At 73.6% G+C, this 21548-nt stretch carries 18 protein-coding genes, 1 tRNA gene and 1 pseudogene; 9 read left to right on the top strand and 11 right to left on the bottom strand.

Going from position 1 to position 21548, the window contains the following annotated elements; all coding sequences use genetic code 11:
• The first annotated feature begins 56 nt into the window (after nt 1–56).
• The 4 genes from C4U03_RS25735 to C4U03_RS25720 all read left to right on the top strand — a co-directional run bounded on the left by C4U03_RS25735 (nt 57) and on the right by C4U03_RS25720 (nt 4184).
• Nucleotides 57–998, top strand: coding sequence for a viperin family antiviral radical SAM protein (locus C4U03_RS25735; protein WP_103940945.1), 942 nt, complete (start codon nt 57–59; stop codon nt 996–998).
• Nucleotides 995–2782, top strand: coding sequence for a prenyltransferase/squalene oxidase repeat-containing protein (locus tag C4U03_RS25730; protein WP_103940943.1), 1788 nt, complete (start codon nt 995–997; stop codon nt 2780–2782). Before C4U03_RS25735 ends, C4U03_RS25730 begins: the two co-directional genes overlap by 4 nt.
• The gene (locus C4U03_RS25725) at nt 2779–3606 is read left to right on the top strand and encodes an inositol monophosphatase family protein (protein WP_103940941.1); all 828 of its coding nucleotides are present in this window, start codon (nt 2779–2781) and stop codon (nt 3604–3606) included. Before C4U03_RS25730 ends, C4U03_RS25725 begins: the two co-directional genes overlap by 4 nt.
• 176 nt (nt 3607–3782) lie before the next feature.
• Nucleotides 3783–4184 (top strand): ChaB family protein, encoded by a 402-nt coding sequence (locus C4U03_RS25720; protein ID WP_103940939.1) that lies wholly within the window; start codon nt 3783–3785, stop codon nt 4182–4184.
• Between the two features lie 45 nt (nt 4185–4229).
• Here the strand turns inward: C4U03_RS25720 and C4U03_RS25715 are convergent, their stop codons facing one another.
• Both C4U03_RS25715 and C4U03_RS25710 read right to left on the bottom strand, forming a co-directional pair.
• On the bottom strand, nt 4230–5270 hold the full coding sequence (locus C4U03_RS25715) for a family 2 encapsulin nanocompartment cargo protein polyprenyl transferase (RefSeq protein ID WP_103940937.1): 1041 nt from the start codon (nt 5268–5270) through the stop codon (nt 4230–4232).
• Nucleotides 5271–5369: 99 nt separating this feature from the next.
• Nucleotides 5370–6755, bottom strand: coding sequence for a family 2B encapsulin nanocompartment shell protein (locus tag C4U03_RS25710; RefSeq protein ID WP_235018154.1), 1386 nt, complete (start codon nt 6753–6755; stop codon nt 5370–5372).
• Nucleotides 6756–7021: 266 nt separating this feature from the next.
• Between C4U03_RS25710 and C4U03_RS25705 the strand changes: the two genes are divergently transcribed.
• Both C4U03_RS25705 and C4U03_RS25700 read left to right on the top strand, forming a co-directional pair.
• On the top strand, nt 7022–7747 hold the full coding sequence (locus tag C4U03_RS25705; protein ID WP_146087529.1) for an IclR family transcriptional regulator: 726 nt from the start codon (nt 7022–7024) through the stop codon (nt 7745–7747).
• A 36-nt stretch (nt 7748–7783) separates the two neighbouring features.
• Entirely contained in the window at nt 7784–8575 is a 792-nt protein-coding gene (locus tag C4U03_RS25700) for a tryptophan 2,3-dioxygenase (RefSeq protein WP_103940933.1), read from the top strand.
• Between the two features lie 12 nt (nt 8576–8587).
• Here the strand turns inward: C4U03_RS25700 and C4U03_RS25695 are convergent, their stop codons facing one another.
• A complete protein-coding gene (locus C4U03_RS25695; protein ID WP_103940931.1) occupies nt 8588–9160 on the bottom strand; it encodes a GNAT family N-acetyltransferase in 573 nt (190 codons plus the stop codon).
• Between the two features lie 99 nt (nt 9161–9259).
• On the opposite strand from C4U03_RS25695, the gene C4U03_RS25690 reads away from it, so the two are divergent.
• Nucleotides 9260–10132 (top strand): zinc-binding dehydrogenase, encoded by an 873-nt coding sequence (locus C4U03_RS25690; RefSeq protein ID WP_327373657.1) that lies wholly within the window; start codon nt 9260–9262, stop codon nt 10130–10132.
• Nucleotides 10129–10224, top strand: coding sequence for a zinc-binding dehydrogenase (locus C4U03_RS42875; protein ID WP_327373656.1), 96 nt, complete (start codon nt 10129–10131; stop codon nt 10222–10224). The genes C4U03_RS25690 and C4U03_RS42875 overlap by 4 nt, the downstream gene beginning before the upstream one ends.
• Before the next feature lie 150 nt (nt 10225–10374).
• Here the strand turns inward: C4U03_RS42875 and C4U03_RS25685 are convergent, their stop codons facing one another.
• The 7 genes from C4U03_RS25685 to C4U03_RS25655 all read right to left on the bottom strand — a co-directional run bounded on the left by C4U03_RS25685 (nt 10375) and on the right by C4U03_RS25655 (nt 18893).
• On the bottom strand, nt 10375–11565 hold the full coding sequence (locus C4U03_RS25685) for a vWA domain-containing protein (protein ID WP_103940929.1): 1191 nt from the start codon (nt 11563–11565) through the stop codon (nt 10375–10377).
• Nucleotides 11562–12740: an AAA family ATPase gene (locus C4U03_RS25680; protein ID WP_103940927.1), complete on the bottom strand. Its 1179-nt coding sequence runs from the start codon at nt 12738–12740 to the stop codon at nt 11562–11564. Before C4U03_RS25680 ends, C4U03_RS25685 begins: the two co-directional genes overlap by 4 nt.
• 17 nt (nt 12741–12757) lie before the next feature.
• Nucleotides 12758–14464 carry an ankyrin repeat domain-containing protein gene (locus C4U03_RS25675; protein WP_103940925.1) on the bottom strand — a complete coding sequence of 569 codons (1707 nt, stop codon included), beginning with the start codon at nt 14462–14464 and terminating at the stop codon, nt 12758–12760.
• A gap of 278 nt (nt 14465–14742) precedes the next feature.
• Nucleotides 14743–15876 carry a leucine-rich repeat domain-containing protein gene (locus C4U03_RS25670; RefSeq protein ID WP_103941223.1) on the bottom strand — a complete coding sequence of 378 codons (1134 nt, stop codon included), beginning with the start codon at nt 15874–15876 and terminating at the stop codon, nt 14743–14745.
• Entirely contained in the window at nt 15876–17162 is a 1287-nt protein-coding gene (locus tag C4U03_RS25665; RefSeq protein WP_235018118.1) for an SDR family oxidoreductase, read from the bottom strand. The genes C4U03_RS25670 and C4U03_RS25665 overlap by 1 nt, the downstream gene beginning before the upstream one ends.
• 584 nt (nt 17163–17746) lie before the next feature.
• Nucleotides 17747–17819 (bottom strand) — tRNA-Arg (locus C4U03_RS25660).
• A gap of 75 nt (nt 17820–17894) precedes the next feature.
• Nucleotides 17895–18893: a zinc-dependent alcohol dehydrogenase family protein gene (locus tag C4U03_RS25655; protein WP_103940921.1), complete on the bottom strand. Its 999-nt coding sequence runs from the start codon at nt 18891–18893 to the stop codon at nt 17895–17897.
• 245 nt (nt 18894–19138) lie between these two features.
• Between C4U03_RS25655 and C4U03_RS25650 the strand changes: the two genes are divergently transcribed.
• A complete protein-coding gene (locus tag C4U03_RS25650) occupies nt 19139–20875 on the top strand; it encodes a substrate-binding domain-containing protein (protein ID WP_200827469.1) in 1737 nt (578 codons plus the stop codon).
• 153 nt (nt 20876–21028) lie between these two features.
• Here the strand turns inward: C4U03_RS25650 and C4U03_RS25645 are convergent.
• Nucleotides 21029–21548 (bottom strand): annotated as a pseudogene (locus tag C4U03_RS25645) (zinc carboxypeptidase); the annotation flags it as partial.

Genomic DNA, 21548 nt, shown 5'->3' with positions numbered 1-21548 from the left:
TGTGCTGAGTCGTGGCCGCCGTGCGGCGGCATCGCCACCAGTCAGGGGGCCTTGCGATGGGCATGCCCGACTCCCCGCGGGTACCGGTCGAGACGGTGAACTTCCATCTGTGGCAGCCCTGCAACATGAGCTGCCGGTTCTGCTTCGCCACCTTTCGCGACGTCCGCCGTACGGTCCTGCCCGAGGGACATCTGGAGCGGGCCGACGCCGAGCGGGTCGTCGCCGGGCTTGCCGAGGCGGGGTTCACCAAACTCACCTTCGCCGGCGGCGAGCCGCTGCTGTGCCCGTGGCTGGCCAACCTGGTGACGCTGGCGCACCGGCTCGGCATGGTCACCTCCGTGGTGACGAACGGCAGCCTGTTGGACGAGGCGGCGCTGGCCCGCTTCCACGGCGTCCTGGACTGGATCACGGTCAGCGTCGACAGCCCGCGCCCGCAGACGCTGCAGCTGCTGGGCCGCACGACGGCGGGCCGGGCGATCGGCGGGGACGAGTATCTGGCGCTGTTCCGCCGAATCCGGGAGCTGGGCTTCCGGCTGAAGATGAACACCGTGGTGACCGCGGGCAATTGGCGGGAGGACATGGCCGATTTCGTCATCGAGGCGCGCCCGGAGCGGTGGAAGGTGTTCCAGGCGCTGCCCGTGGCCGGACAGAATTCGGGTAGGGTTGACCCGCTGTTGACCACCCTTGAACAGTTCGAGGACTTCGTTTCCCGACACCTCCGCGTGGAGCCGGCGGGAATACGGCTGATTCCCGAGGACAACGACGTGATGACCGGCAGTTACGCCATGGTCGACCCGGCGGGACGCTTCTTCGACTCGGTGGACTCGCGCGGATACACCTACAGCGAGCCGATTCTGCGGGTCGGGGTGCACCGCGCCATCTCCCAGGTCCGGATCAGCCGGGTCAAGTTCCTGGTCCGGGGCGGCCTGTACGACTTCACGCCCGAGCCCGAGCCGGTCGCCGGACTGCTGGCGGCCGACGAGTCCGGGAGAATGTGATCGCCTCTGAAACGGGACGGCGCCCCGTACCGACCAGTGGGCCCGGCGCGCGCACGGTCCAGCTCGATCTGGTGCTGCTGGACGAGGACGGGGAGAACGTGGCCGTCCACGACCGGTACGGCCGGCTCACCTGCCCCCGGCTGACCGTGGCAGGACCGCCGCCCGACGGCCGGGAGCTGGGGACGCTGGTGCGCGAGCTGGCCGCCGGGCAGCTCGACCTCGACGTCGACCATCTGGGGCTGCTGGCCGCCGAGGAGACCGGACCCACGGTGCGGCTGGTGGTGGCCGCGGTGCTGCGCGCCCGGCCCGACGACGCGCGGCTGCGCCTGCTGCCGGTCACCGACCTGCGCTCCCGGCGCCGCGACCTGCAGTACCCCGCCCACTTCGACACCGCCCGCAGCTGGCACCAGGCCGCCCGCAACGCCCCCGAACTGGGCCGGCGGATCGAACGGTCGCTGTACGGCGCGGTGGCGTTCCTGGAGCGGCGCCGCGCCGAGGAGGCCGGTCACTGGGGCTGGGAGCAGTACCTGGAGCAGCGGGACTCGATCGGCACGATGTCCACCGCGCTGGGCCTGCTGGCCTGCCTGCACACCGGTCGCGACCGGTACCCCGGGACATGGACCGACCGGATGCTGCAGACGCTGCGCGACATGCAGAACCCCGACGGCGGCTGGCAGATCAAGTGGGCTCTGGTCGGCGGCACCACCGATGTGTCGATCACCGAGAGCACCTGCGCCTGCCTGTGGGCGTTCTATGAGGCGGGCCGCGGGCCGGGCGAGGACGAGGCGGTGCGGCGCGGGCTGCAGTGGCTGCAGGAGCAGCAGCGACCCGGCGGCGGCTGGCCGTCGGCCGCCGTCGACCAGCGGTCGCTGGTCTTCCCGACCGCCTCGGCGGTGCGGATCCTCGCCCTGTACGGGTACGGGGAGGCGGCGGCGCGGGGCGTGCAGTGGCTGCGCGGCGCCCAGTGCCCGGACGGCGGCTGGGGCGCCACCCCCGCCGTCGGCGACGAGACGGTCTCTTCCTCGCCCGCGTACACGGCCGCCACGCTGCTGGCGCTGCGGCGGGCGGGGGTGCCGGCCTCCGAGCGCGTCGTGGTGGCGGGGTGCGAGTACCTGCTGGGGTCCTTCAGCCCCGACCGCGCCGAGCCGTGGGAGTCCACCTCGTTCACCTCGGTGGTGGACGCCGAACGCTTCGCCCGGATGGACTTCCGGCACTTCGCCACCCCGTGGGCGCTGGCCGCGCTGTGCGAGTGCGGGTACGACCTGAGCCACCCGGTGATCCTGACCGGCACCCTGCAACTGCTGCGGCTGGAACGGCCGGGCGGCGGCTGGCGCTCCACGCTGACCGCCCCCGACATCACGCCCGTCTGGGCGGTGCACGGCGCGGTGTACGGGCTGCGGACGGTGCTGGACTCCAGCGTCCGGGACCTGGCCCCGCTGGTGCTGGCCCGCCACCACGAGGCCGAGCGGCGTACCCTGGCCAGGCTGTCGGGTGAGCTGGTCGGCCGGCATGCCGAGCCGGGCCGCCCCCCGCACGTGTGGCGGCGGCGGATGACGACGGTGTGGCTGGCGTTGCTGACCGTGGCGGTGGCCCTGTTGGTGCTGGGCCAGTTGGGGGTACTCCAGGCACTGCAGTCCGATTCCGGCCAGGACAAGATACTGGCCGGACTGGCCACACTTGTGGTGACGGTGGGCGGGGCTCTGGTGCCCAGCGTCCTAGTGGAGGAGTATCGGATCAGGCGGAGCCGGGGGCGGGCCGGCGGTGACAGGGAGATCCCGGGATGAATCTGACCAAGGAGTTCCGCACCACCTGGACGCCGCAGCTGGCGGCGGCGCAGGAGGCCGCCCGGGCGGCGGCGGACGCGATCAGAGACCAGTTCGGGCAGCGGTTCATCAGCGCCTACAAGGGGCCCTACGACGTCCAGTTGACCGCCGACGTCATCGCGCAGAAGGTGATCGTGGAGTCCCTGCGCGAGTCGTTCCCCGACTACGGGATCGTCGCCGAGGAAGGCGATCACGACCGCTGGGGCGCCGAGGAGTTCCTGTGGGCGGTCGACCCGCTGGACGGCACCAACAACTTCGGCTACGGCATCGCGCACTGCGCGGTATCCATCACCCTGTTCCACGGCGAGTCCGTGGTGCTGGCCGTGATCGCCGACCCGCTCACCGAGCGTCTCTTCCACGGCGTGCGGGGCGGCCGGCTCAGCCCGCTCCCGTCGCCGCCGGACGGCGTGCCGCTGCACCGCGCGACGCTGTCCCTGGTCACCGGGTACGCCGAGGAGGGCCGCACCTGGGGGTACGGGTTCACCGGCTGGATGAGCACCCGCTGCAAGCGGGTGGTGAACATGTGGGCGCCCGCGATGGACCTGGCCCTGATCGCCGGCGGGGCGATCGACGCGATGGTCTGCCGGGACGCCGCCCTGCTGGACGTGTGCGGCGGCATGTTCCTGGTGGAGGCCGCCGGCGGCCGGCTGGTGGACCTCGCCGGCGAGCCGCTGACCGTACGGCGCTCCATGCACCGGCGGCCGCTGTCGTTCATCGCCACCCGCAGCCCGGGCCTGGCCGCCGACCTGGCCGCCGAGGTCCGCGCCTACGACGGCGCGTCCTGACCCCGCCGCCGGGCGCTCTCCGCGCACCCGCACCGGACCCCTCCCGGCGGCCGGGCCGATCGGCCATCCCTCCCTGGGGTGGGTGCCGATCGCTTCTACCTCTTCAGTAGGTGCCGGTTGCTTCCGCCTTCTCAGGGTAGGTGAGGTCCGCGAAGGACCAAGGGAAGGAGAAGCAGATGCCCGGCCGCGAGGAGCTCCCGTCGACGTTGCGGCGCTCCCCAGAGAAGGCACAGCGGACCTGGATCAAGGCGCACGACTCGGCGGTCGAGGAGTACGGCGAGGGACGGCGCGCGCACCAGACGGCCTTCGCCGCCCTGAAGCACGCCTTCGAGAAGGTCGGCGACCGGTGGCAGCCCAAGGGCCGCAAGGGGCCGTCGGACAAGCGGGCGGCGACCCCCCGGCCACAGTCGCGCAAGCAGCCCAGCGCCGAGGGCGTGGACGCCAACGCCAGCAAGCAGCACCTGTACGAGGTGGCCAAGAGTCTGGGCGTCCAGGGACGTTCCACGATGTCCAAGGACGAGCTCGTTCAGGCGATCAAGAAGGAGAACCGGCGGCGCACCGCCAAGGCGCGCAAGTAGGGGGCCAAGGAAGGGCCAAGGAGGGACCCGGCGAGGACGCGCGGCTCAGCGGTCGCGCCGCACGGCCAGGCGGGCCAGCGCAGCCAGCTCCCCGGCGGCCCGGCCCCCGGGCCCGGCCGAGCTCAGCGCCCCCAGCGCGTCCTCCAGCAGCGCCCCGGCGCGTTCTTCGCACCAGGCGCGCGCCCCCGAACGTTCGATCAGCGTCATGGTGTGCGCCAGCTCGGCTCCGGTCGGCGGATCGGCGCGGCGGTAGAGCGCCGCCAGTTCCTGGCCCGCGGCCGTTCCCGAGCACAGCGCCGCCACCACGGGCAGCGTCTTCTTGCGGTTGCGCAGGTCGGAGTGGACGGGCTTGCCGGTCACGGCCGGGTCGCCCCAGATGCCCAGCAGGTCGTCGGCGATCTGGAAGGCCAGCCCCAGCCGCGCCCCGAAGCCGCGCAGCGCCGCGACCCGGTCGGGTGCCGCCCCGGTGAACGCCGCCCCCAGCGCGCACGAGCAGCCCAGCAGCGAGGCGGTCTTGCCCTCGGCCATGCCCAGGCACTCGCGCACGGTGATGTCGTGGCGTTCCTCCATCACCAGATCCGCCAGTTGCCCGGCCACCAGGTCCTGCACGGTGGCGGCCAGCATCCGCTGGGTGCCCTGCGGGTCGGGATTGCCCGGCACGGCCAGCACGTCGGCGGCCAGGGCCAGCAGCGCGTCCCCGGTGAGGATCGCCGTGTTGGCCCCGAACACGCTCCATGCGGTGGGCCGGTGCCGCCGGGTGGTGTCGCCGTCCATCACGTCGTCGTGCAGCAGTGAGAAGTTGTGGACGAGTTCGACCGCGACCGCGGCGGGCAGGGCCGCGTCCGCGGTGCCGCCGGCCGCCTCCGCCGCCAGCAGGGCCAGCGCGGGCCGCAGGGCCTTGCCGCCGCCGGCTCCCTGCAGCGGGCGTCCCAGCTCGTCCCACCAGCCGAAGTGGTATCCGGCGATCCGCCGTACCGGTGACGGGAGCGTGTCCACCGCCGTGTGCAGGGCGGGGTCGACCAGCTCCCGGGCCCAGGCCAGGACCTGTCCCGCCGGTCTGCCGTCGGTGCGTTCCGTGGTCGCCATCCGGCGCTCCTTTCGGCGACTGCGCGCTGCGCGCGGGCACCGGCGCGACCGCGTGGGGGCGGCCGCGCCGGTGCGGGTGATCGTCGGGCGGTCCGTCGTTCAGGAGGTGAAGACCTCCACGTTCTCCAGCACGCCCAGCGCGTCCGGCACCAGCACGGCCGCCGAGAAGTAGGTGCTGACCAGGTACTTGATGACCGCCTGGTCGTCGATGCCCATGAACCGCACCGACAGGCCCGGCTCGTACTCGTCGGGCAGGCCGGTCTGGTTCAGGCCGATCACCCCCTGCTCCTCCTCCCCGGTGCGCATCACGATGATCGAGCTGGTGCCCTGGTCGCTGATCGGGATCTTGTTGCAGGGCAGGATCGGCACGCCCCGCCAGGCCGGCACCGACTGCCCGTTCACCTCCGCGCTGCCGGGGTACAGGCCGCGCGCGTTGCACTGGCGGCCGAAGGCGGCGATGGCGCGCGGATGCGCGAAGAAGTAGCGCGAGCCGCGCCGCCGGGACAGCAGCTCGTCCAGGTCGTCGGGGGTGGGCGGCCCGGTGCGGGTGTGGATCCGCTGCTTGAGGTCGGCGTTGTGCAGCAGCCCGAAGTCCCGGTTGTTGATCAGCTCGTGCTCCTGCCGCTCGCGCAGCGCCTCGACGGTGAGCCGGAGTTGCTGTTCGACCTGGTTCATCGGCTGGTTGTAGAGGTCGGCGACCCGGGTGTGCACCCGCAGCACGGTCTGCGCGACGCTCAGCTCGTACTCGCGCGGGGAGAGCTCGTAGTCGACGTACGTGCCGGCCAGGACGGGCTCCCCGGAGTGCCCCGAGGCCAGCGAGATCTCGGCCTCGCCGTACCTGTTGGTGGCGGCGGCGTCCGCCGGCCGGGCCGAGTCGAGGTGGTCGCGCAGCGAGTCCGAACGCTCCAGCACCGTGCGGAACGAGTCGGCCGGCAGCGCCAGCACGGTGCAGGCCGTCGCCGCCCGGACGGTGAAGTCCCAGGTGCCCGGCTCCTCCTGCAGCGCCTGGTCGCCGAGATGGTCGCCGTCCGCCAGCACGCCCAGCACGTTCTCCTCGCCGTACTTGCCGCTGCCGATCCTGTTCACCTTGCCGTGCGCGATCAGCAGCAGCCGGTCCACCTCGTGGCCGGCCTCGGCGATGACCTCGCCGGACTGGTACTCGTGCTGCTCGAACCGTTCCGCCAGCGCCTCCAGCACGGCCGCGTCGCCGTACCCGCGCAGCACCGGGATCTCGCCCAGCTCGGCGGGGATGACCCGCACCTCGGCGCCGACGTTGGTGAACGAGACGCGCCCGTCGCCGAGCACGTAGGTCAGCCGCCGGTTGACCCGGTACGTCCCGGCGGAGACCTGCACCCAGGGCAGCAGCCGCAGCAGCCAGCGGGAGGTGATGTTCTGCATCTGCGGCACCGACTTGGTCGTCGATGCCAGGTTGCGCGCCGCCGCGGTGCTGAGGCTGGTGAGTCCCCCGCCGCCCTCGACCCGGATGTCCGATCCGTCCGGTCCGATCGGCTCTGTCACGATGTCCACCGCCCCTTCGCTGGCCTGTCAGGAACCGTCAGGCCGGGAGCGTAGGAGCGCCGCCCGGCCCCGGCCACGGCCCGTTCCGTGCGGCGGAACGGCCCGGATCGCGTTAGGGGATTGATTCCTTGGGGTGAGTGTTCATTGTGAGTCTCGCCCATAGATGTGGTCATGTGATTACCTTCGGTGGCGAGGAGGAGTTCGCCGGACCGATCACCAATGGGGGAGAAGTCGTGTCCACTGCTGTGCAGACCGCGCGGCGCACCGGTTCGGCCGGCGCGATCGGTCGGGCCATGACGGTGCTGAACTGCCTCGGCCGCAGGGCCGCACCGACCAGCCTGGCGGAGATCTCCCGGCGCACCGGGCTGCCCAAGTCGACCGTGCACCGGCTGCTGGGCACTCTGGAGGGCCAGGGCGCGGTCCGCCGGGCCGGCGCCGGCTACGTGCTCGGCGAGGCCATCAGACGGCTGTCGGACGGGGTCGAGACGGCCCATCGCGACGCGCTGCGGCACCTGCTCATGCCGCACATCGCCGAACTGTACGAGGCGACCCGGCTGCCGACCAGCCTGGCCGTCCTCGACGGGCACAGCGTGGTGCGCCTGGTGACGCTGTATCCGCGCACCCCGGGCGGGCCGGTGCCGCACGGGACCGGGCGCGTCCCGGCCGACCGGACGGCGCTGGGCCGGCTGCTGCTGGCCTACCGCCCGGAGCCGGCGGCCCTGGAGCCGGAGCTGGTGAGCATCCGCCGGGCGGGGATCGCCTTCCTCGGCCGGGAGCCGGCCGGCGGCCTGGCCGAGATGGCCGTGCCGGTCGCCGCCTGGCCGGACCGGGAGGTGGCCGCGATCGGGCTGACCGGGCGGTCCGGGGAGCTGGCCCGCACCGGGGTGGAGCGGCTGCTGCGGCGCACGGCCCTGGAGGCCCGGCTGACCCTGCGCCGCCATCGTGCCGTTCTGCCGTGAACGTCCGGCGGTGTCCTGGTCTGAGATCATGGGTGTATGGACACCGGCCCGCAGGAACACGCCTCACTGACCTACTCGTCGTACCTGGCGCTGGAGGATGTGCTGGCCGCCCAGCACCCGCGCTCCGACGAGCACGACGAGATGCTGTTCATCGTCATCCACCAGGTGTACGAGCTGTGGTTCAAGCAGCTGCTGCACGAGCTGGCCTATCTGCAGCGTCGGCTGGAGGCCGGCGACTCGGCGCACTCGCTGCGCACGCTGGACCGGGTGCTGTCGGTGCTCAAGGTGGTGGTCGCCCAGATCGACGTGCTGGAGACGATGCTGCCCAGCCGCTTCGCCGGCTTCCGCTCCCGGCTGGAGGCCGCCAGTGGCTTCCAGTCCGCCCAGTTCCGCGAGCTGGAGGCGGTGCTCGGCCGGCGGGACGAGCGGGCGTTCCGGCACTACCCGGTGGGCGGGGCGGCCCGTGAGCGCATCGAGGCGGCCATGTCGCGGCCCTCGCTGTACGACTCGTTCCTGGCGTACCTGCGCGTCCACGGCTACCCGGTGCCGCGGCGGCCGGACGTGCGGCGCCCGCCCGAGCCGGACCCGCGGGTGCAGGACGTGCTGCTGAAGGTCTACACCGACGACGGCGCTCCGGCCTCGGTCTGCGAGCGTCTGGTGGACCTGGACGAGGGCCTGCAGGAATGGCGATACCGGCACGTCAAGATGGTCGAGCGCACCATCGGCGACAAGTCCGGCACGGGCGGGTCCTCCGGTGCCGGCTACCTGCGTACCACGCTGTTCGCCCCGATGTTCCCCGACCTGTGGGAGGTCCGCAAACAGCTGTGAGCCAGGCGTCGCTCAGCCCGGCGGCGCCGGTGGCGCCGGTGGCGCGCCGCCGGCGCGGCGGTACTCGTCCCTGGTGATGGCGCACATCAGCATGAGCCGGCCGTCGGGATCGGTCGTCTCGGCGAACGGCCGCAGGCCGAGCTTGGCGGTGACCCGCGCGGAGCCGAGGTTGGCGGCCTGGAGCCGGGCCACCACGGTCTCGGCCCCGATCCGGCCGAAGGCCTCGTCCAGCATCGCGGCGGCGGCCTCGGTGGCGATCCCCTGACCCCAGGCCCGCGGGTCCACCCACCAGCCGATCTCCAGCGCGGGCTCGGCGATGCCCTCGATCGGCGCGTCGAGCCGGATCAGCGAGACGAGGCCGAGGAACGACCGGTCGGCCCGCGCGTGGACGGCCCGCCAGCCGAAGCCGTGCTCGGCCCAGTGCCGCAGCGCCCGCACATGCCGCCGCGTCGCGTACCCCCGCGTCCACACGCCGGTGCCGATATGGCGCATCACGCGCTCGTCGGCCGACAGCCGCACCAGCTCCGAGCCGTGCCGCTCGCGCCACGGCTCCAGGATCAGGCGGACGGTGGTCAGATCTCGCACCCGGCGAGGTTACCGCCGAGTTGGCCCCTCGGGGTTGACCTCGACGGTGCTTGAGGTCGCAGTCTTGACCGGCAAGCGCCGACGAGGAGAGGACGGCCGATGCGCGCCGTGTGGTTGAAGGAGTTCGGGGGTCCGCAGGTGCTGGTGGCGGCGGACGCGCCGGACCCGGTGCCCGGCCCCGGGCAGGTACTGGTGGAGGTGGCGTTCGCCAACATCACCTTCGTGGAGACCCAGTTCCGCGCGACCGGCGCGGGACCGTTCCGGCCGGACCTGCCGATGATCCCGGGCAACGGGGTCGGCGGCGTGGTCACCGCCGTGGGGAAGGGGACGGACCCGGAGCTGGTCGGCCGCCGGGTCGTCACCAGCACGGGAGGCTCGGGCGGATACGCACAGCGGGTCGCCGTGGACGCCGCCGGGATCTTCCCGGTGCCCGAGGGGCTCGGCCTGGACGCCGCCGTGGCGCTGCTGGCCGACGGGCGCACGGCGGCCATGCTGGTGCGGGCGGCGGGACCGCGCCCCGGTGACCGGGTCCTGGTGGAGGCCGCGGCGGGCGGCGTCGGCACGCTACTGGTGCAGCTCGCGCGGGCCGCCGGCGCCCGGGTCGTCGCGGCGGCCGGCGGCGACCGCAAGACCGCGCTGGCCCGCGAACTGGGCGCCGAGGTGGCGGTCGACTACCGGGCCCCGGACTGGGCGGAACGGGTGCGCGCGGCCGTCGGCGGGGTGGACGTCGTCTTCGACGGGGTCGGCGGTGCCATCGGGCGGGCGGCCTTCGACCTGCTCGACCCTTCCGCGGCGCACGGCGCGCGGATGCTCAGCTACGGGCTGGCCAGTGGCGCCTGGGCGGACATCCCCGAGGAGACCGCCCGGGAACGCGGCGTCACCCTGCTGAACCTGCGCCCCACCCCTGAGGAGGTGCGCACCTGCACCGAGATCGTGCTCACCGAGGCGGCGGCCGGACGGCTGCGCCGGTGATCGGGCAGCGCTTCCCCCTGGAACGGGCGGCCGACGCCCACGCCGCCATCGAGTCGCGCGCCACCGTCGGCAAGACGCTCCTGGAGATTTGAGTCCCCGGCCGACGCGAGGGGCGGCGTACGCATGGTCGTCGGGCCGCCGTTGGCCGGATACGGGTGGGACAGGAGCCAGGAGGGAGACGTACCGGAGGTGGAGGCGACGGCGACCGTTGGGCGGTGGGTCGCCGTCGGTGGAAGGGAGCGTCAGGCGCTGGCCGGGTGGGCGGGGATGCGGACCGTCTCCAGCCAGCCCGGCGGGTCGGGCGGGTCGGCTCCGATGAGGGCGGCGATGAGCCGGCAGGACGGCGTCTCGGCGGGCCAGGGGGTGAACCCGTCGGTCAGCACGATCAGCACCTGCGGGCGGTCGGGCATGGCCAGTGCCGCCGCGATCGCCACGCGCATGTCGGTGCCCCCGCCGCCGCCCAACTCGATCTGCCCCACCTGGCCGGCCGAGGCCACCCGCGACACCGCGTGCACGTCGGCGTCGCAGGCCAGCACGGTCACCCGGTTGCCCCGGACGCCGACCTCCCGCAACACCCCGGTCACCTCGGCCAGCGCGGCGGCCAGGTCGCCCTCGCCCATCGATCCGGAGGTGTCGATGACGACGCCCACCCGGGGCAGCGGGCGGCGCAGGCTGGGCAGCACCACCCCGCGCATCGCGGCGGTGCGGCGGGACGGGCGGTGGTAGGTGTAATCGATCGCGCCGCCCGCCCACGCCACCGCCTCCCGGACGGCGCCGCGCAGCGCCTGCCGCCAGTCCACGACCGGTTCCAGCACCTGGTCGGCCCAGCGCTGCCAGCCCGCCGGCAGGTTGCCACGGGCGCGCTGGTGGGCGCGCATGGCCTCGGCGGTGTGCCGGCGCAGCGCCTCGGCCTCGACCGGACCGACCCGAGCCGCGCCCTCCCCGATCTCCCAGGGGGACGGCTCGCCGTGGGCGCCCGATCCGCAGTCGTGCTCCGGCGGGCTCGGCGGGATGCCCGGCAGGTACGCCTCGAACATCTCCCCATTGGGCAGGCCGAAGTCGCCCGGCACCACCCGGCCCGGCGGCAGCGCCAGCCGGTCGGACACCAGGTCGTCGTTGATCTCGCAGTCCTGGGCGATGTTGACGCGCAGCCGGTCGCGCCGATCGGCGGCCGGCAGCCGGTCGGCCCGGCCGTGGTGGTCGCGCAGCAGGTGCGCCACCTCGTGGATCCACACGCCCGCCAGCTCTGGAACCTGGCAGGCGTCCACGAAGGCGGGGGAGACGTAACAGCGCCAGTGCCGGTCGACGGCCATCGTCGGCACCCGGTCGGTCGGCACGACCGACAGCGAGTACAGCGCCGAGGCCAGGTAAGGCCGGTCGGTCGCCGCGCGGTAGCGGGCGGCCAGCAGCTTGGTGCGGTCCAGCCCGGTCACCCGTCCAGCGCCCCGGACAGCTGCAGCAGCTCCACGAAACCGTCGATGCCGGCGGGCACCGGCCAGGCGGTGTCGCGCAGCGCCGCCAGGTCGACCGCCGCCCGCGCCGCCACGTCCGGCACCCCGGCGTCGACCGCCTTGGCCAGCACCGTCCAGCCGGCCTCCCAGCGGCGGCGGGTCAGGTCGCCCTGGACGGCGGCGACCACCGCGGTCAGGAACGCCAGCTGCCGGTCGCCGCGCTCGGGCAGGTCGAAGGAGCCGGGGTCGGCCAGCACCCGGTCCGGGTCGGGCAGGTCGAGCTGCTCCAGGTAGGACAGCAGCTCGATGCCGGCGCCGTCCCCGATCACCCCGATCACCGCGGCGGCGACGGCCTCCCGGCCCGCGCCCGCCGCGTACCCGACCGCCAGCAGCCGCAGCGCCATCTCCCAGGTGCGCGGGGACGGCCACGCCCCGCCCCGGGCCTCGGCGTCGGCCGGCAGGTGGTGGGCCAGCCCGGGCCTGGCGGTGAGGAACCCGGAGATCGCGCCCCGTGCCCTGGCCACCGCGCTGGGGATCTTGGCCGCGTCCACCAGGGGGATCGACACCTGCGGCCAGGTGCCCGCCATGCCGCGCGCCACTGTACGGGGGGAGTGCGTCCAGCGCAGATGGACGAACCGGTTGGCCAGCGGCGGGCTCAGATGCCAGCCGTCGGCGGCGCTGGAGGGGGGATTGGCGGCGGCCACCACCCGGACCGGCTCCGGCAGCGCCAGGCTGCCCACCCGGCGTTCCAGCACCACCCGCAGCAGCGCGGCCTGCACGGCGGGCGGGGCCGACGACAGCTCGTCGAAGAACACCAGGCCCCGGCCCGCGCGGGCCAGCCGCACCGCCCAGTCGGGCGGCGCCATCGGCACCCCGTCGGCGGCCGGGTCGTCCCCGATGACCGGCAGCCCGGCAAAGTCCGACGGCTCGTGCACGCTGGCGATCACCGTCTCCAGCGGCACCGCCAGCGCGTCGGCCAGTTGCCGCATCCCCGCCGACTTGCCGATGCCGGGCTCGCCCCATAGCAGCACCGGCAGGTTGGCCGACACCGCCAAGGCCAGCGCCTCGATGTTCGGGTCGGTGGCCGGCTCGCTCCGCCAGGCCCCGGCCCGCCGGTTCAGCTCGTCGGCGGCGGCCAGCGGATCAGTGGTGTTCATGAGGGCTCCTCGGGCGGTCAGTCATCCATCCAGTCCCACCAGCCGTGGTCCAGCTCGGGGTGCTCGCGCATCAGCCGCTCCAGCAGTGCGGGCAGGTCGGTGCGCCGGTAGCGCTTGATCAAGTCGATCAGCGACTGCTCCTCCTGGTCGAGCACGTCCACCCGGGCCCCGGCCGCCAGCAGCGCGTCGACCAGCGCCGGGGAGCCGAGGTCGCCGACGGCGACGTGCAGCGGGGTGCGGTCGCCCTGGTCGACGTCCTCCAGGCCGAGCCCGGCCGCCAGCAGCCTGGACAGCAGCGGTTCGTGGTCGAGCTTGTTCAGATGGTGCAGCAGGGTACGCCCGCGGCCGTCGCGGGCCCGGGAGTCGAACCCGGCGTCCAGCAGTGCCAGCACCCCGGCGGTGTCGCCGTGCTGGACGCGCAGGAACAGCTCCCGGCGCTGCTCGCGCAGCCCGCGCGGCAACCGGCCGGTGCCTTCGCTCCAGGCGCGCTCGACGGCGAAGCACCCGGTGACGGGACCGCCGAACGCCCGCAACGCGCGCTCGCGCCGCTGCTCGTCCTCGCTGTGCGAGGCCGCCCGCAGACCGTCGCCGCGGAGCCGGACCTCGTGCCATTCGCCGCGGCAGCGCACCCGTACCGGGGCGGGGGGTTCGGGGGCGGGCGGCCCCGCGGGGATTTCCGCGGCGGCGCGGGCGGGGAACAGGGCGTCACGGATCAGCGGGTGCAGCGCGTCGGGGCCGATCCGGCCGGACCGCAGCAGGTCCAGATCGACCGGCCGCTGCCAGCTCGCCTCGGTCAGCTCGGACGCGTCCGACGGTTTCGAGTTGTCGCCCAGCCGCAGCTGCAGCGGGCCGGACCCCTGGAGCCGGAGTGTCGCGCAGACACGCCACGTGACGGGGAAACGGAAGGCGGTGCCGAAGCCCTCGGCGGCCAGTTCCCGAAGCCGCGGCTCCCAGCGCGTCAGTGCCAGCGGTAGCCGGGCCAGCAGGGCGTGCGGGTCGTCGCGCGCCCAGTCCGGGAGGCCGGAGAAGTCAACGCTCAGCTCCACTCTCGTCGCGGCCAGGGCCGTGTTGAGTTCGCCGCGGTCGTGCAGCCGGGTGACCCACTCGGTATGCGCGGCCGGGTCGCCGGGGCCGGGGGCCTCGGAGGGCAGTTCGTCTTCGATCAGCGGGGTGCCGTCAGCGTGGAAGAACGGGATGCGGTCGGCGCCGCCGTACCATTCACGCAGCCCGTCCACCCGCCGGACGTCCCACAACGGGCGCAGCCCGGCCCACTCCTGGTGGACGTCGGACTCCTCGGGCGGGGGCACCGGGGCGAAACACAGCTTCGATCGTTGCGGCCCTTCGACCATGCCGGGGGTGACCAGGTGCAGTATCGGCCCGGCCCCCTGTGCGCCGTAGGAGGCCAGCCGTACCAGCCGGCCAGGGGCCAGGGTGGTGTGGCCGCCGCTGTCCACCCGGGGCAGGTGCCAGCGGATCAGGTCGGGGGCCATGTGGCGCAGGTCGTCTTCGAGGGTTTCGGCGGTGGCCCGGCCGTGTTCGGCGGCGACCTCTGCCAGGTCGAAGGTGATGTCGATGTTGGCGGCGGTGCAGGCTCCGCGCCAGTCTCCGGCCAGCCGCCGCTCGGCGACCCGCTCGATCATCGAGGCCGGCACCGCGTAGCGGCGGACGCGCTCCCAGCTCGCGGCGACGTCAGGCGGGAACGATGGAAGTGAAGGGCGCCTCATCCTGCTCAGGACTCCTTTCCCCGGCCGTTGCCCAGGTCCGGGCATTCGCGCTCCACCCGCTCCGGTAGCCCGGGCAGATCGGTGCGGCGCTCACGTTTGATCAGGTCGCTCAGCGGCTGGCCCTCTCGGCGGGGCTGGGGGCTTCGCTGGGCGGTTCGGCTTCGGTCAGTGGGGTGCCGTCGGCGTGAAAGAACGGGATGCGGTCGACGCCCCGTACCGGCGGGCCCGCCGCCGGCCCGCCGCCGTGTCCGGTGGGAACGACGGCGGCGCGGCGACGCTCACCGGTAGACGCTGCCGATCGCGTGCAGATCGGGGTGGGCGCGGGCGGCCGGACGCAGCCGGGGCGCGAAGGCCCGCTTGACCTTGCGGGGCACGCCCGGACCGAGACCCACGTACTCCAGACGGGTGCCGTCGGGCACTCTGGCCAGCAGCGCCTTGGCGCCACGACCGGTGATGCCGGTGTGCCGCAGCTCCAGCCGGCGCAGCGGGCTGCCGGGCAGGGCCGCCGCCAGCGCCGCCGCCCCCTCGTCGCCGGTGGTGTTGGCGGGCGCGCCCAGGCTCCGCTCCGACGGCGGGCGGCCCAGGTCCAGAGACTCGATGCCCTCCAGCGCCCCGGCGAGGGCTCGGGCGCCGTCCGGCCCGATGCCGTTGCCGCCCAGGCCCAGCAGCACCGGACGGGCTGTGCTGACGGCCGCCGCGAGGGTGGCGGCCCCGGCGTCGCCCAGATGGTTGGCAGGCAGGTACAGCTCCCGTACGCCCGCGTCACGGACCAGCGCCGCCAGCACGTCCGCATCCTCGGCGGCGAGCCCGTTGCCGCCGAGGAACAGCCGCTCAAGGGGGCGCGGCCGGTCGGCCAGCACCTCCAGCAGGGCCCGCAGGCCGTCGACGGTCAGCCCCGTGTTGACCAGGTCGAGGGTGCGGACGGTGGTGTTGGCGCGGAGCATGGCGGCCAGCGCGCGGACCCCGGCGTCGCCGATCGGGTTGCGCTTGAGCCACAGAGCGCGGACGGTGCCGTCATCGGCCAGCCGCTCGGCGAGCACCGCCGCCCCGTCCGCGTCGATCCGGTTGCAGCCCAGATAGAGGGTCTCCAGCCCGTGCCCGGAGGTCAGCGCGCCGGCCAGCGCCCGCGCCCCCTCGGTGCCGATCCCGTTCGTGCCCAGCAGCACGTGCCGGGCGTGCGGGGACGCGGCGGCGACCGGCAGCAGCCTGGCCACGCCGTCCGGGCCGAGACCCTGCTTGCACAGGTCCACCCGCCCGTCGGCGCGCAGCGTGCCGAGCGGGAACGGCTCGTCGCCGGTCACCGGGTCGGCCGAGGCCAGCCGGGCCAGCAGCGGGACGAGATCGGCCGGATCGGCGCGCGGCACGTCCGGGACCTCGATCGCCGGGCAGCGTACGGGCGTCGGCTCGGTCATCACCACTCCACCGGTCGGTAGTCCTTGAGGAAAAGCCCGGACATGCGCTCGCCGCGCACGCCCCGCACCACCGGGTGGTACACCCGGGCGGCGCCGTCGACGACGTCCAGCGGCGGCCGGAAACCCGCCGCGCGCTGCGCCAGCTTGTCCGGATGGGGCCGTTCGTCGGTCACCCACCCGGTGTCCACGCTGTTCATGTGGATGCCGGAGGCCGCGTAGTCGGCGGCGACCGTGCGGGTCAGCATGTTCAGCGACGCCTTGGCCATGTTGGTGTGCGGGTGCCGGACGGTCTTGTTGACGCGGGAGAAGCTGCCCTCCATCGCCGAGACCTGCACCACGTAGCGGTCCGGGAACGGCGAGGACTCCAACGCCCCGCGCAGCCGCGAGGTCAGTAGGAACGGCGCGAAGGCGTTGACCACCTGCACCTCCAGCCACTCGCCCGGATCGACCTCGTGCAATCGCAGGTTCCAACTGTTGCGCTCGCGCAGATCCAGCGGCTGGCCGGTCTCGTCGGTGCGACCCGCCGGGAACAGCGCCTCCACCGCGTCCCCGGCCGCCCGGACCGGCAGGGCGCCGCCCGGCGTTCCCTCCGGCAGCGCCCAGTGCCCGGTGCCGTGCACGTCCACCAGCGCCGCTGTGCCCTCCAGCGGCCCGTCCTCGCCGGCCCGGACCTCGCGGTGGTAGGCCGGGGGACGGCGGATCGTCTGCGCCGCGTTGTTGACCAGGATGTCCAGGTGACCGAACCGCCGCTCCACGAACCCCGGCAACTCGGCCAGCGCGGGCACGTCCAGGAAGTCCACCCCGTACACGTGCAGCCGCTCCAGCCAGTCGGCGTGGTCGGGCACCGCCGCGAACCGGCGCGCGGCGTCGTGCGGGAACCGGGTGGTGACCAGCACCTCGGCCCCGTCCCGCAGCAGCTTGAGCGCCACCTGAAAGCCGATCTTGATCCGTCCGCCGGTCACCAGCGCCCGCCGCCCGCGCAGGTCGCACCGCGCGTACCGGTGCGCCAGGTTCTCCTCCGCGCAGCCGGGACACAGCAGGTGGTACTCCGGATGGACCCGTTGGTAGCGCCCCTTGCAGACGTAACATCGCCGAGCCCCCACCAGCGCCCCGCCCCTACGCACCTCGGAGCCGTCCCGCGTAACAGAACGGCTCTGCACGGCGGCTCCGTTCGGCGCGGCCGTGTCGTCCTGCGTGACGGCATCGTTCCGCGTGATGCCAGCCTTCTGCGGGGCGGTGTCGTTCTGCATGGCGGGGGTGTGCCGGGCAGGCGGTGCCGTCGTCACGGACGGCAGGACCCCTCCGCCAGGGGCGACGGCCGGGGCGGCAAGACCGCCGTCTGCGGAGGGCCGGCCGAGGCCAGGGGAAGGCGGGGCCGGATCCTGGTCATGGAAACGCGTGGCGGTGGCGAGAATCTCACGGTCGTGACGGCGCCGCTCGGCATGACGTGAGCTCTTACGAGCCTTCTTGGTGGCACGATGAACTTGCGCGACGGCCTGGTGCACCGCACTCCACCGAGGATCGTCCGGATCGGCCTTCCGAGCCTGCGCCAACACCCGCAGGCACACCTCGACTTCAGCCTCGGACGGCGGCGGGGAATCCCCGCCCGGCGCCGGTTCCACCGAACCGGGCAGGTCCACCACCGACACGACACTCCTCACCCGCCAGGCCCCAAGCGCCCGGCCTCACCCTCCGCAGAGGAAGCCTCCACGGCCTCGAACGGAGGCTTTGCAGCCGCCTCGCCCGAGTCCGTGCACCAACGCGGGGTGCAGGGGTGACCCCCACACCGGGGTCCGGGGGTCACCCCCGGAAGAACATCGCGAGTCCCTGCTCGCCGACGTTCGTCGGCGAGCAGGGGAAGCCGCCGGGGCAGGGCCGGTCGGATTCGAACCGACGTCCTCCAGCTCGCGGCTAAGGCGCGACGACCTCTGCGCTACGGCCCTGCCGCGGGGAGCGTATCGAACGGGGGCGACATTTCGCCCGGCGATAAGGATCTTCGGGCGAGATCGCCGGCGGGGTCAGCCGGGCAGCAGCACGGCGGCGCCGTTGATCCGGTCGGCGGCCAGGTCGGCCAGCGCCCGGTCGGCGTCGGACAGGTCGTAGGGCGTGGTGGAGACCTTGATCGGCAGCCGTCCGGCCAGCCGCAGGAACTCCTGGCCGTCGGCGCGGGTGTTGGCGGTCACCGAGCGGACCTGCCGTTCCTGGAACAGATGCCGCTGGTAGTTCAGCACGGGCACGTCGGTCAGGTGGATCCCGGCGACGGCCAGCGTGCCGCCCCGGTCGAGCCGTTCCAGCGCGGCGGGCAGCAGCTCCCCGGCCGGGGCGAACACGATCGCCGAGTCCAGCGGCGCGGGGGAGGCGTCGAAGGAGTCGCCCGCCCACGCCGCGCCCAGCTCCAGCGCCAGCGTGCGGGCGGCCGGCGCCCGGGTGAAGACATGGACCTCGGCACCCTCGGCCAGGGCGACCTGGGCGGCCAGGTGAGCCGAGCCGCCGAAGCCCCAGATGCCCAGCCGCCCGCCCGGCGGCAGTTCGGCGCGGCGCAGCGCCCGGTATCCGATGATCCCGGCGCACAGCAGCGGTGCCAGCTCGGCGTCGGTGCGCCCGGCAGGTAGGTCGTACACGTAGGCGTCGGGGGCGACGGCGTAGTCGGCGTATCCACCGTGCGCGTCCCAGCCGGTGTAGAGCGAGCGCGGGCACAGGTTTTCCGCGCCGCGCCGACAGTACGTGCACGAGCCGCAGGTGTGCCGCAGCCAGGCGACGCCCACCCGGTCGCCGGGGGAGTGCAGGCAGCCGGGGCCGGTTGCCACCACCTCCGCGACGATCTCGTGGCCCGGGGTGACGCCCGGCAGGTGCACGGGCAGGTCGCCCTCGGCCACGTGCAGGTCGGTCCGGCACACGCCACAGGCCCTGACCCGCAACAGCAGCTCACCTGGGCCCGGGACGGGCAGCTCCCGATCGACCGGCCGAAGCGGCCCGGAGGCCATCGGGCCGGGGGCCGTCACACTCCACGCTCGCACCCCTCAACGGTACGACGGCTCACTTCGGGCGTGCCCGGCAATCCCTCTTGGCACATGATCTGCGGTCAGGGAAGTCTTTTGGCGGCGAAATCTTTTGAGTCCTTGACATCGGCATGGGTCTTCTCTCTAATTCGGTGCGATGGCCGCGGGATGTAGCCATCATGGGATCGGGGGAGTCCAGAAACGAGGTATCGGTGGACGGACCCGGCTTCGGTGAATTTCCCGGCCCGACTGCCGTACGGCCCGTGCCGCCCGGCCTCCGCGGTGCGCGGCTGCCGGTGTCCGCCGTTGCCGTGCTCGGTCTCGTGCTGGTCGTGGCCGTTGGGTGTTACGCGGTCGAGGCGTCCGCGGACTGCCGCGGCAACGCCGACGTCACCTTGCAGGTCGCCGCGGCCCCCGACATCGCCCCCGCCCTCGTCAGGGCGATCGACCGGTTCAATGAGACCCAAGGCGCCGCCGAGGACACCTGCGTGCGGGCCGTCGTACGGCCCACCGACCCGGCAGCGATGACCGTGCTGCTGTCCGGGCAGGGCGCCGCCGAGGGGGTCGAGCGGCGGCCGGACGTGTGGATCCCCGACTCCTCGCTATGGACGTTCCTGGTGAGCACCTCGCCCCGGCAGGGCCGCCCGTTCCAGGTGCGCGGCACCTCGCTGGCGCGCAACCCGATCATTCTCGGCCTCCCGCAGGGGCTGGTGGACGGGCTCAAGAGCCGGGGCGTCTCCGTCGACCCCTCTTGGAACCTGCTGCTGAGCTCGGTCCCCGGTGCTCCCGGCGGTAACGGCGATGCCCAGGCCGTCCCGCCCGAGCTGGTGCGCCTGCAGATCCCCGACCCGTCCCGTAGCTCCGTCGGGATGGGCGCACTCGTCATCGCCCGGCAACTGCTGGCGGGACGGCCCGGCCAGGAGGAGGTCTTCACCAGCCTGGTGCGCACCGCGCGCGAGAACCTCGTCCCGTCGGTGGACGCGGAGTTCCGGTCGCTCGGCAACCGCGGCAGGAGCCGCCACCCCGTGCTGCTGGTCCCCGAGCAGGCGGTGTTCGCCCACAACGGCACGCGTCCCGCCGAACGCCTCATCGCCCTCTACCCCCGGGAGGGCACGCCGTCGCTGGACTACCCGTTCACCGTGACCACCGGCGACGCCGTCCGCGTCAAGGCGGCCGGACTGCTGGAGCGGGCGCTGCGCGTTCAGGCCGCCGCCGACGAGTTCCTGGAGGCCGGGTTCCGCAGCCCTGACGGCCGGGTCACCCAGGGGTTCGGGCCGTTCACCGGGCTCAGCCCCCGTCCGCCCAGGCAACTGCCCCTGCCGCCGCCCGCGGCGGTCCGGCAGATCATGCAGACCTGGGCCCGGCTGACCCTGAGCGTGCGGCTGCTGGTGCTGTTCGACGTCTCCGGCTCCATGCGGCAGGAGGTCGCCCCCGGCGTCACCCGGCTGCAGGCGACCGCCCGTGTCGGCCAAAGCGGGCTGCCCCTGCTGGCCGACGACAGCGAGCTGGGCATCTGGCTGTTCTCCACGAAGCTGGAGGACGAGCAGGACTGGCGGGTGGTGGTCCCGGTGGGGCCGCTGGGCCAGCGGATCGGGTCGGTCACCCGCCGCCAGCTGATCCTGTCCGAGCTGGGCCGCATCCAGCCCAAGCGCAACGGCGGCACCGGCCTCTACGACTCGGTGCTGGCCGCCTTCCGCTGGATGAAGGACGGTCACAAGCCCGAGATGGTCAACACCGTGCTGGTCTTCACCGACGGCCGCAACGACGACGATGACAGCCCCAGCCTGGAGGAGACCGTGACGGCGCTGCGCGAGGAGTACGACCCCGCGCGCCCCGTCCAGATCATCATCCAGGGCTACGGCCCCGACGTGTCGGTCGCCGAGCTGCGCCGCCTCACCGAAGTCACCAACGGCCTGGTCCAAATCGCCCGCGCCCCCGAGGAGAGCAAGAGGCTCCTGCTGGAGGCCATGTCCCGCCGCGTCTGTTCACCCCGCTGCTGAGAACCGGGCGCGGGAACCGGCCAGGCCGATCGCCCCGTACGGGTGGAGGGCGCCGCACCCGAAGCCCGTCTCCGAGGGCGGCGCCCCATGGCCGTGCCCGGACGTGGAACCGCCGAGGCCGTGGAGGAAAGCCCCGGCGGTTCCGGATCGGGGTCAGGACTGGGTGATGGTGATGTTGTCGATGGCGGATTCGATGAGGCTGGCGGTGCTGGTGTCGGCGGTGTCGATGAGGATGCGGATGGTTTGTCCGGCGTGGGCGGAGATGTTGACGGTGGCGTTCTGCCAGGATCCGGCTCGGTTGGTGGCCGAGGCGGTCTGGTTCAGGGCGGTTGTGGTGGTGGTGCCGACGATGCGGATGCGTAGGTAGTCGGCGCTGGTGGCGTTGTTGAGGTGGGCCAGGTACCAGGAGAACGACAGGGTCAGCGTGCCGGAGGGCAGGGTGATGGCCGGTGATTGGATGCTGGTGGTGCCGCCGTCGACGTCGTAGTCTCCGGCGGCTGTTCCGGCTGATGCTCCGGTGACCAGGTCGTAGCTGCCGCCTGCTGCGGTGAGTTGCAGGTTGACTCCGGAGGAGTTGGTGGCTTGGGGGATGCCGCGCTGGAACTGTCCGGCTGTGGCGGTGTCGGAGCCGTTGGGGTTGACCGTCCAGCCCTTGTTGGTCTCGAAGTCATCG

It is taken from the genome of Thermomonospora echinospora (assembly GCF_900108175.1).
Taxonomy (GTDB): Bacteria; Actinomycetota; Actinomycetes; order Streptosporangiales; family Streptosporangiaceae; genus Thermomonospora; species Thermomonospora echinospora.
The sequence above is the reverse complement of the archived record's forward strand: the minus strand, read 5'-3'. Positions and strand labels throughout refer to the sequence as shown.

Coding starts and splice junctions, on each gene's coding strand:
- C4U03_RS25670 (WP_103941223.1), bottom strand. CDS start 15,876: ATGACCGAGCCGACGCCCGTACGCTGCCCGGCGATCGAGGTCCCGGAC.
- C4U03_RS25725 (WP_103940941.1), top strand. CDS start 2,779: ATGAATCTGACCAAGGAGTTCCGCACCACCTGGACGCCGCAGCTGGCG.
- C4U03_RS25735 (WP_103940945.1), top strand. CDS start 57: ATGGGCATGCCCGACTCCCCGCGGGTACCGGTCGAGACGGTGAACTTC.
- C4U03_RS25700 (WP_103940933.1), top strand. CDS start 7,784: ATGGACACCGGCCCGCAGGAACACGCCTCACTGACCTACTCGTCGTAC.
- C4U03_RS25720 (WP_103940939.1), top strand. CDS start 3,783: ATGCCCGGCCGCGAGGAGCTCCCGTCGACGTTGCGGCGCTCCCCAGAG.
- C4U03_RS25675 (WP_103940925.1), bottom strand. CDS start 14,464: ATGAGGCGCCCTTCACTTCCATCGTTCCCGCCTGACGTCGCCGCGAGC.
- C4U03_RS25715 (WP_103940937.1), bottom strand. CDS start 5,270: ATGGCGACCACGGAACGCACCGACGGCAGACCGGCGGGACAGGTCCTG.
- C4U03_RS25680 (WP_103940927.1), bottom strand. CDS start 12,740: ATGAACACCACTGATCCGCTGGCCGCCGCCGACGAGCTGAACCGGCGG.
- C4U03_RS25690 (WP_327373657.1), top strand. CDS start 9,260: ATGCGCGCCGTGTGGTTGAAGGAGTTCGGGGGTCCGCAGGTGCTGGTG.